Genomic DNA, 6,806 nt, shown 5'->3' on the forward strand with positions numbered 1-6,806 from the left:
TCCAGAACGATCCTCGGCGAAATCGCGTGAAGTTCCCTGTGCCTCAGTGTCTCTGTGTGAGACCAGCAGTCAGGCAGCTCGAAAGTTTGCGTCACCCGTCGTCGGCACCGGGGAGGAAAGGGGCCAGGCGGTCGCGCAGGACGCGCAGCGCCTTCCCCATCTGCGCCTCGACGGTCTTCACCGAGATCCCCAGCACGCCGGCGATCTCGGCGTAGCGCAGGCCGTGGCCGCGGCTCAGCTCGAAGACCTCGCGGCAGCGCTCGGGGAGGGCGCCCACCGCCTCGCGCACGGCGCGGTCGATCTCCTCCTCCTCCAGGCGCGCGGGGGCCTCGGGGCGGGTCACCGTCTCCCCGGCGGCGCGGGGGGCGGTGCGCTGCTTCATCCGCTCGTGGCGCAGGTGGTTGAGCGCCCGGTTGCGGGCGGCGCGGAAGAGGTAGGCGCGCAGCGAGTCGTCCACCGACACCGTCCCGCGCCGGCGCCAGAGCTCGAGCATCACGTCCTGCGCGACCTCCTCGGCCACGGCGCGCTCGCCCAGGAGCCGCTCCGCGACGCCCACCAGCGCGGGGTAGTGCGCGCGGAAGAGCGCGTCGAACGCGGCGCCGTCGTCCCGGCGGAGACGGTCGAGGAGCTCGCGGTCGGTCACGGTGCGCTCATGGCTCGCGAAGGCCTGGTGCGGGCGGGCGGCTCCCCTGTCGCCGCTTCCGGCGGGGGGCGTAAATTACCGGCGGCACGCCACGGGCAGCAATCCGGCCACGCGCGCGCGGGGGACGGGGAGTAGGGGTGCGCCGGGGCTCACGTGTCCTAGGAGCATGGAGAACGGAACCGAGGTGCCCGAGACGCGCGGCGAGCCGGCCGACTGGGAGGCCCTGGCCCGCTTCCTGGCCGGCGAGAGCCCGCCGGAGGAGGCCGACGCCGTCCGCGCCTGGCTGGCCGAAGACCCCGCGCGCCGGGAGCGGCTCGACGCCCTCGACCGCTCGCTGGACCGCTTCGCCTGGCGGGCACCGGCGGACCTGGACGTGGAGGGGGCGCTCCGGCGCGTGCGGGCGCGGATGGACGAGCCCGGGGCGCGGGCGATCCCGCTCCGCCGCCCGCGGGAGCGCCAGGGGCGGGCCGCGGGGTGGCGGCCCGTGCTGCGCGCCGCCGCGGTGGCCGCGCTCCTCCTCATCGGCCCCTACCTCCTCTGGCGGATGGTCCGCGGAGAGCGGGGCACCTCCGTCGCGCGGACCTACACGACGGCGGTGGGCGAGCGCGACTCGGTGCGCCTGCCGGACGGGAGCCGCGTCCTGCTCGGCCCCGGGAGCCGGCTCACCGTGGCCGCCGGGTACGGGCGCGGCAGCCGCCCGGTGGAGCTCGCGGGCGAGGCGCTCTTCGACGTCCCCCACGACGCGTCGCGCCCCTTCACCGTGCGCGCGGGCGCGGCGCGGGTGCGCGACCTGGGGACCGTGTTCTCGGTGCACTCCGACCCCGGCGAGCAGGTGCGCGTGGTGGTGACCGCCGGCTCCGTCGCCCTGCAGCCGGCGGCGTCGCCCCAGGGCACGGGCGTGGTGCTGCGGGGGGGCGACCGCGCGGTGCTGGAGCCCTCGGGGCGCATCGTCCCCGAGCGCGCGGCGGCCACGGACGACGACCTGGCGTGGACGCGGGGGCGGCTCGTCTTCCGCGACGCGCCGCTGGAGCAGGTGGCCTCGGACCTCCGCCGCTGGTACGGGGTGGAGCTGCGCGCGGGGGACGCCGCGCTCGCCGGCCGCCGGCTCACCGCCTCGTTCGCCGGCGAGGCGCCGGAGCGGGTGCTGGAGGTGGTGGCGCTCGCCCTGGGCGCCGAGGTGGAGATGCGCGGGGACACCGCCGTGCTGCGCGCGCGATGAGCGGCGCCCGCGCGGCGCGGCTCCGGCGCGCTTTTCCCCGCGCGCTCGCCCTGCTGGCGCTCGCCGCCCCGGCGGCCGCGCGCGCGGCGCCCGCCTGCCCCGCGGGCGCGGGCGAAGCGTCTCCCCCGGCGCAGCGCTGGCCCGCCCCGCTCGACCGCACCCTCTCCTTCCACGCGCGCGACGTCTCGCTCCGCGACGCGCTCGACCGCCTGGCCGCGGCCGCGCGCCTGCGCATCTCCTACAGCGCCGACCTCCTCCCGCTGGAGCGGCGCGTCTGCGTCTCGCACGGCGCGGTGGCCGTGGGCGACGCGCTCGCGGAGCTGCTGCGCGGCACCCCGGTGGAGCCCGTGGTGGCCGGCGCCGACCACGTGGTCCTGGCGCCGCGCCGCGCGCGGGAGGAGGGCGCGGCGCCGGCCGAGCTGAGCCGGACCGTGGCGCTGGAGCGGATCGTGGTGACCGGGAGCGCCAGTGGCGGCCCGCAGCGGGGGCTCCCCGTGGCGCTGGACGTGATCGGCGGGGCGCAGCTGGGGCGCGCGGGGACGGAGCCGCTCACCCGGCTGCTCTCCGCCTCGCTCCCCGGCCCCTGGGCGTGGGAGCAGTCGCCGGCCAGCCTGGTGGCGCGCTACGGCGGCATCCGCGGCGCCAGCTCGTTCGGGGTGAGCCACCCCAAGGTGTTCATCGACGGGATCGAGGTGGCCAACCCGCTCCTGGTGACGCAGGTGGCGCCCGAGGCGGTGGAGCGCATCGAGGTGATCCGCGGGCCGCAGGGAGCCGCGCTCTACGGCACCGACGCCATCAGCGGGGTGATCAACATCGTCACCCGCCACGAGGGGACCGACACCGGCGCGCCGCGCCTGGGCCTGCGCACCGGGCTGGGGATGGCGAGGAGCGACTTCGCCCCGGGCGGCGCGCTGGCGCAGGAGCACGCGCTGACGCTGCGCGCGGGCGACGAAGTGCGCTCGGCGGGGCTCAGCCTGGGCCTCGGCGGCGTGGGCGAGTTCGTCCCCGGCGGGTCCAGCCGCTACCTGGTGGCCAGCGGCGGCGCGCGGCTGGTGGGCGCGCGGACGATCGTCACCGGGATCGCCCGCTTCTACGCCGCCCGCGCCGGCGTGGCCGCGAGCCCGGTCCTGGACGGCGTGCTCCCCGACACCGCGCCCGCGCGCCCCGGCCCCGCCGCGCCCGACGGGCAGCGGGTGCGCCAGTACACGCTGGGCGCCACGGCGAAGTACACCCCCGACGAGCGCTGGACGCACTCCCTGGTGGTCGGCGTCGACGGCGACCGGCTGAGCGGGCTGCTGGACGAGCGCACCCCGGTGCCCACCGCGGCCGAGGCCGCGCTGCGCGCCGCCGCCGGGGGCGCCGACCGCGGGACGCTGCGGATGAGCAGCGTGGCGCGGCTGGGCACCGTCGGCCGCGCGGACCTGGCGCTCACCCTGGTGGCCGAGCACTCGGTGCTGCGCGAGGAGGCGGGCGGCGGCGGCAGGCCGGGCGAGCCGCGCCAGGCGCTGGTGAGCTGGACGCACAGCACGGGGGTGGTGGCGCAGGGGAACGCCGCGCTGGGCGAGCGCCTCTACCTCACCGCCGGCCTGCGGGTGGAGCGCAACGAGGGGCTCGCCGGCGGCCGGTACGCGGCGCTCCCCGTGCTCGGCGGCGCCTGGGTCGCCGACCTGGGAGCCCTGGCGACGCTCAAGGTGCGCGCGGCGTACGGCAGGGGGATCCGCCCGGTGCGGAGTCCCCCGCGCGACAGCGCCTGGCCGGGGTTCCGCGCGCAGGCGCGGGGGGCGGGGCTGGAGCCGGAGGAGCAGTCGGGGGTGGAGGGGGGATTCGACCTGGCCTTCGGGCGCGCGCTCTCGCTGCAGGTCACCCGCTACCACCAGGTCGCCTCGGGGCTCATCCAGCGGGTGGCGCTCCCGGTCGACACCGCCTGGGGGACGGGCCCCCAGACGCCGTACGCGCCCCAGAACGTGGGCGAGATCTCCAACCGCGGGTGGGAGGCGCAGGGCTCGGCCGAGCTGGGGCGGCTCTCGCTCGCGGGCGCGCTGTCGCTGGTGGACAGCCGCGTCCGCCGCCTGGCCCCCGGCTACACGGGCGACCTGCGCCCCGGCGACCGCATGCTCGAGGTCCCCGCGCGCACGCTGAGCGTGACCGCCGCGTGGACGGCGCCGCGCTGGTCGGGGTCGCTGACCGCCTACCGCGCCTCGGACTGGATCGGCTACGACCGCCTGGCCCTGGCGCGCGACTTCGTCGCCGGGCAGTGGCGCGGCCACCACCTGGAGGGCGCCGCGCTGCGCGACTACTGGCTGCGGTACGGCGGCGTCACCCGCCTGGGCGCCACCGCCGCGGTGGACGTGCGCGGCCCGTTCGTGCTGGTGCTGACGGGCGACAACCTGCTGGACCGCCAGCGCGGCGAGCCCGACAACCTCACCGTCGTCCCCGGCCGCACCCTCACGCTGGGGCTGCGCGCCGAGTTCTGACTTCCCGTCAGGCATCCCCTGCCTGCCGTGCCGCTCCCGGGCCGCCCATCAGCCCGGGAGGGGCGCTTCGACTTCCGGACCCTCGTCCAGACCCACCTCGCTCCACCTGCCGCCCACGACGCGCTCTCTGACCAGCTCCTTCAAGGACGTTAGTTGCGCCAAGAAAACGACCGTTTGCCCCTTGACGAAGTTTACGGTGACAAACTAATGTTTCATCCCCAGATGTTTTTCTGTGTCGGCAAGAGTCCGGGGAAAGCGGCCCCGAACCGGAGCGTTCCCCCCGAAGCACCTCGGAGGCGCCCGCATGGCACGAGTTCTCGCCCTGCTGCCACACCCCGCCGCGGCCGAGCGCCTGCGCGCCGCGCTGGCGCCGGATGCCCGCCGCGAGCCCCCCTGCGAGCTCGCGTTCGCCCCCGCCTGGGGCGAGCTGCTGCGACAGGCGCGGGTGCGGCCTCCCGACGTGGTGGTGTTCGACCCCGACGCCGGCGTGGAGGGGTGCGAGGAGCTGCACGCCGCCCAGCCGGCCGTGGCGCTGCTGCCGTACGGGCGCTTCGACGGGGAGCGCGCGCGTGTCCTGCTGCGGCTCTCGCGCCTGGGCGTGAGAGAGGTGCTCATCCGCGGCCGCGACGACGACCCGCCCGCCATCCGCGCTCACGTGGCGGAGCTGCTCTGGCGCCCCCTGGTGGACGAGGTCACCGGCGCCCTGGGCGACCTGTTCCCCGACTCGCTGCAGCCGCTGCTGCTGCACCTGCTGTCGAACGCCGCCGCGCCGCTGGACCCCGCGCGGGCGGCCCGCTCGCAGTTCTGCCACGCCAAGACCCTGCGGGCGCGCCTGCGCCGGGCGGGGCTCCCCTCGCTCAACCGGCTGATCGTGTGGACGCGCCTCTTCCACGCCGCGCACCTGATGGCGAGCGCGGGGCGCTCCGCGGAGCAGGCGGCCCGGGCGATCGGCTACCCCTCGGCGGCCGCGCTCCGGACGCAGGTGCACCGGTACGCGGGACTGCGCGTGCGCGACCTGCGCCGCCCCGGCGGACTGCGCCGGCTACTCGAGGCTTTCCGCAAGCGGTGCTCGGAGTCGTTTTCTCTCTCAATGGCTGAATAGGATCTAAGCGGCGACGCGGTTCGGGGGAGTCGCGTGGCGGTTCGGCAGAGTTGCATTCACCTTTTGCGACGTATAGTAGAACCCGTTACGGTTGACGGTGCCGGTCGGCGCTTTCGCCGGCTGTCCCCCGCCGACGTTCGGCGGAAGGGGGAAGAGAACCGCCATCCTGGAGGACTCGCCATGCAATCCACCCGCCGGATCCTGGCCCTGGCCGCGCTCGCGCTCGGCACCACGCTGGCCGCCTGCTCCGACAGCGGCACCGCCCCGCAGCAGCAGGACGCAGATCCGCTCGTGGCGCGGCTGAACCGGGCAGCGAACGGCCAGGGCCGGGTCCTGTCCGTGACGAAGAAGGACGTGACGCTCCCCGGCGTGCCGGAGGGGATGCTGAAGCCTTCCACCCAGGCGGCCCTCCAGCCCTGCTACGAGACCATCGACGGGAATCCGTGCGAGCCCTACGAGCCGATCGACCCCACCTGCTACGGCAACTGCTCCTGGTTCGACGTGGACGCGTACGTGGCCGCCGGATGGCTGCAGACCACCAAGTACGCGAGCCTCGAGGGCAACCTGTACGCGTACGCCGGCTCGAGCAACAACTCCCTGAGCGTCTACTTCTACGGCGGCGGCAGCGTCAGCGGCTGCACGAGCAACCCGCCGCTCTTCGACAGCACCTACCTGACCGGCGGCAACGGCCCCCTCACGCTGGGCGCGAGCCGCTACATCGAGTACAACGGCGGCGTGTTCAGCTGGAAGGTCTACGTGGACGGCTGGTCGACGAACCAGTACGGCATCGACGGCAACGAGTGGGACCAGGCCAGCACCTGCTTCTGATCCCGGGGGGCGCCGCCGCGGCGCCCCGCCGGACCGCCCCTCCCGCCGCGTCCGGCGGGAGGGGGAAGAAAACCGTCATCCCCTGGAGGACTTCCCAATGCAATCCACCCGCCGGATCCTGGCCCTGGCCGCGCTCGCGCTCGGCACCACGCTGGCCGCCTGCTCCGACACCGGCACCGCGCCGCCGCGGCAGTCCGACGACCCCCTCGTGGCGCGGCTGAACCAGCAGGCGAACGGCCAGGGCCGGGTCCTGTCCGTGACGAAGAAGGACGTGGTGCGCGACGGCGTGCCCGACAGCCGGCTGAGGCCCTCCTCCGTCCTGAAGCCCTGCTACTACGACGAGCCGTGCGAGCCCGAGCCGATCGACCGCACCTGCTACAGCAGCTGCAGCTGGTTCGACGTGGACGCGTACGTGGCCGCCGGCTGGCTGTCGACCACCAAGTACGCGAGCCTCGAGGGCAACCTGTACGCGTACGCCGGCTCGAGCAACAACTCCCTGAGCGTCTACTTCTACGGCGGCGGCAGCGTCAGCGGCTGCAC

General features: G+C 75.8%; 6 protein-coding genes. 5 read left to right on the forward strand and 1 reads right to left on the reverse strand.

Annotation, left to right across the window (positions count from 1 at the left end; translation table 11 throughout):
• Window positions 1-91 precede the first annotated feature (91 nt).
• Window positions 92-643, reverse strand: a complete 552-nt coding sequence (locus VF746_28825; protein HEX8696457.1) for an RNA polymerase sigma-70 factor — start codon at window positions 641-643, stop codon at window positions 92-94.
• Window positions 644-809: 166 nt separating this feature from the next.
• On the opposite strand from VF746_28825, the gene VF746_28830 reads away from it, so the two are divergent.
• The 5 genes from VF746_28830 to VF746_28850 form a co-directional block, all read left to right on the forward strand.
• Window positions 810-1,862, forward strand: coding sequence for a FecR domain-containing protein (locus tag VF746_28830; protein HEX8696458.1), 1,053 nt, complete (start codon window positions 810-812; stop codon window positions 1,860-1,862).
• Window positions 1,859-4,336, forward strand: a complete 2,478-nt coding sequence (locus tag VF746_28835; protein HEX8696459.1) for a TonB-dependent receptor — start codon at window positions 1,859-1,861, stop codon at window positions 4,334-4,336. The genes VF746_28830 and VF746_28835 overlap by 4 nt, the downstream gene beginning before the upstream one ends.
• A 304-nt stretch (window positions 4,337-4,640) precedes the next feature.
• Window positions 4,641-5,438 (forward strand): hypothetical protein, encoded by a 798-nt coding sequence (locus tag VF746_28840; protein HEX8696460.1) that lies wholly within the window; start codon window positions 4,641-4,643, stop codon window positions 5,436-5,438.
• A gap of 180 nt (window positions 5,439-5,618) precedes the next feature.
• Window positions 5,619-6,266 (forward strand): hypothetical protein, encoded by a 648-nt coding sequence (locus VF746_28845; protein HEX8696461.1) that lies wholly within the window; start codon window positions 5,619-5,621, stop codon window positions 6,264-6,266.
• A gap of 97 nt (window positions 6,267-6,363) precedes the next feature.
• Window positions 6,364-6,806, forward strand: a 443-nt coding sequence (locus tag VF746_28850) for a hypothetical protein (protein HEX8696462.1), incomplete at its 3' end; no start/stop codon positions are given.

It is taken from the genome of Longimicrobium sp., assembly GCA_036389795.1.
In the GTDB taxonomy this organism is placed as follows: Bacteria; Gemmatimonadota; Gemmatimonadetes; order Longimicrobiales; family Longimicrobiaceae; genus Longimicrobium.

What these genes read in the sequence shown, in the direction of transcription:
- VF746_28830 (HEX8696458.1), top strand. Translation starts at nt 810, where the DNA reads ATGGAGAACGGAACCGAGGTGCCCGAGACGCGCGGCGAGCCGGCCGAC.
- VF746_28845 (HEX8696461.1), top strand. Translation starts at nt 5,619, where the DNA reads ATGCAATCCACCCGCCGGATCCTGGCCCTGGCCGCGCTCGCGCTCGGC.
- VF746_28835 (HEX8696459.1), top strand. Translation starts at nt 1,859, where the DNA reads ATGAGCGGCGCCCGCGCGGCGCGGCTCCGGCGCGCTTTTCCCCGCGCG.
- VF746_28840 (HEX8696460.1), top strand. Translation starts at nt 4,641, where the DNA reads ATGGCACGAGTTCTCGCCCTGCTGCCACACCCCGCCGCGGCCGAGCGC.